The 2,483-nt window shown below is 48.2% G+C and carries 3 protein-coding genes; 2 read left to right on the top strand and 1 reads right to left on the bottom strand.

Going from position 1 to position 2,483, the window contains the following annotated elements; all coding sequences use genetic code 11:
• Positions 1-787, bottom strand: a 787-nt coding sequence (locus tag AC1DUA_RS33675; RefSeq protein ID WP_477503880.1) for an AraC family ligand binding domain-containing protein, incomplete at its 3' end; no start/stop codon positions are given.
• A gap of 147 nt (positions 788-934) precedes the next feature.
• On the opposite strand from AC1DUA_RS33675, the gene AC1DUA_RS33670 reads away from it, so the two are divergent.
• Both AC1DUA_RS33670 and AC1DUA_RS33665 read left to right on the top strand, forming a co-directional pair.
• Positions 935-2,068, top strand: coding sequence for a glycosyltransferase WbsX family protein (locus tag AC1DUA_RS33670; RefSeq protein WP_477503879.1), 1,134 nt, complete (start codon positions 935-937; stop codon positions 2,066-2,068).
• 102 nt (positions 2,069-2,170) lie between these two features.
• On the top strand, positions 2,171-2,483 hold a 313-nt coding region (locus AC1DUA_RS33665; protein WP_477503878.1), incomplete at its 3' end, for an MFS transporter.

Here is a 2,483-nt window from a genome sequence, read left to right as displayed (position 1 = left end):
GCGTAATTCTCTGCTTTTGGACGTAACGCATGTAGCTGGTACCGAGGTGTCGATGACATATTCGCAGAATCTGGCGCTCGCTCAATTGGAATTTCTCAGATAACATCGGTAACGTATAGTCATCGGGCAGCGCATGGGTGAGGTAGTCAAGGAACTGTTCAACGTTGCGGCTTGAGCTTCTAGTTGGAGGAAGGGACATTGGCCCCTTATTAGTCTCACTGATGTGCGCCATGATGGGAGCAAGCTGCCATTCGGTGCAGCGAATTAGGAACACGAGCAGTTCAGCAACCAAGGCCATGGCCTGAGTTAAATAAGCAGCGTCTCGCTTGGCAAGAATGTCCTGCATGCTTTCACTGATCCTACGGATAGCGCCTAGGTGATCGGATACCTTGGCCCATCGCTGCGCCGAGCCTTGGCTGTCACCCTTGCCAATCAGCCAATCTATCAATTGCTTGATGGATAAGTCGGGAAGGCAAACTTTCAGATGCTCAAGCCATTCCGAGCGAATGATGATATTGCGGACGAATAGTGGAGCGGCACTTTTGGTCGGCGAAGGACGAAATACGTGAGAGACACCGATAGGCAGGGCGAAGACATCCCCCTCCTGAACGTGCATGGGTTGACCATCGATATACTGGAAGCCTTTGCCATCAAGCACAACGACGATTTCTATAAAATCGTGAACATGCTCTAGCAGCCACTCCGTTTCTTTCACTTCATTCACATAGAGAAAACCATTATCTTCGATGTACTCAGCGGCAAAATAGGAACCAAGCTTTCTTGGCATGGTAATTGCGCTCCCTCATTTCTTGAGACAATGTCCGAAATGGTGGTAGGTAGGTCTGTTTTGTAAGTGGTTGCAAGATTACTTCAATTATACAATATAGACAGGTTTTGAAACTATTGAACTTGTCTAAGAGGTGAGATGGCGGAGATGGCAACTTATGAAGCAGCAGCCTACTATTTTCCCAATTACCATCGTGATAAACGAAATGATGCTTGGCACGGAGCAGGGTGGACGGAATGGGAGCTTGTGAAGCGTGCAGAGCCTAAATTCCCTGGACATCAGCAGCCCAAAGTGCCCTTATGGGGCTATGAGGATGAAGCGAATCCGGCTGTCATGGCTCGCAAAATAGCAGCGGCGGCGGATCATGGCTTAACGGCATTCATCTTTGACTGGTATTGGTATGAGGATGGTCCATTCTTACAGCGCGCTCTGGATGAAGGGTTTCTGCGCGCTCCGAATAACGATCGACTGAAATTTGCCATTATGTGGGCGAATCATGATTGGATTGATATTCATCCCGCACAGCGCAGCAGACCTTTCAACACGCAAGCGGAAGGCCAGATCAGCGAGAAGGGCTTCGTTGAGGCAACGGAGCATATGATTATGAACTATTTTTCACATCCGTCTTATTGGCGTGTAAATGAAGGGCTTTATGTCTCGTTCTACGAAATACACAGCCTGATTCGTGGTTTAGGCGGAATTGAGGAAACGGCGCGAGTTTTACAGGAGTTTCGTGAACGAGTACGAACAGCCGGATTAGGAGAACTGCACGTAAATGTTGTCGTCTGGGGTCTGCAAATCCTTCCAACGGAGCAGAAGATTACGAATATCGACGAGGTGCTGGAGCAGCTGGGTCTGGATAGTATTTCTTCCTATGTTTGGATTCATCATCAACCTCTGGAACAGTTCCCGGAGACCGATTATGCAGCCATTCGAGAGAAATCGCAGCTTGATTATGAGAAGTTTACAGCGGCTTATAAGCTGCCGTACTATCCGAATGTGACGATGGGCTGGGACTCCTCTCCGCGAACCGTGCAATCGGAAACTTTCGAAGACTTGGGGTATCCTTACATGGCCACCCTTGCGGGGAATACACCTCAGGAGTTAAAGCTTGCTTTGGAGGGTGTCAAAGCATTTCTCGATCGTGGGATGACTAAACCTCCCATCTTCACCATCAATGCGTGGAACGAATGGACGGAGGGCAGTTATTTGGAGCCGGATACAATTAACGGGATGGCTTATCTGGAAGCAATTCGAGATGTATTCGGCAGCAAGCCGTAAGAGGAAGAATGTGAGAATGTGCCTCTACGAAAAAAACACTTGAACGCTAAGTGTACTTGTCGTACAGTTTTAATAACCTTAAGTCGGAGCTGGCCCTTCATCTTGGAGGGCTGGCTATTCATATTTCAAGAAGGAAAGAAGGGGCTTACAACGAGACTCTACGCATTTATGTTGTTTTACGCAGTCATTTATATGGGGAATGCGGTGTACGGCACATTTTTACCGGTATATCTGTATAACGTCAAATTTTCTCAGGAGCAAATTGGCATGCTGCTTAGCCTTGGGCCGCTTGTTGCCATGTTAGGCCAACCGATCTGGGGCGCACTTGGAGACCGTGCCAAGACCAAAAATAGTGTGCTTGCTTTGCTTTTGATAGGGAGCGGCGCTTCCATTATGTTCTTCCCGGTTTCACATC

It is taken from the genome of Paenibacillus sp. 01T422 (assembly GCF_056398785.1).
Note: the sequence above shows the minus strand (reverse complement) of the source record. Positions and strands in the feature narration are given on the sequence as shown.

Coding starts and splice junctions, on each gene's coding strand:
- AC1DUA_RS33670 (WP_477503879.1), top strand. CDS start 935: ATGGCAACTTATGAAGCAGCAGCCTACTATTTTCCCAATTACCATCGT.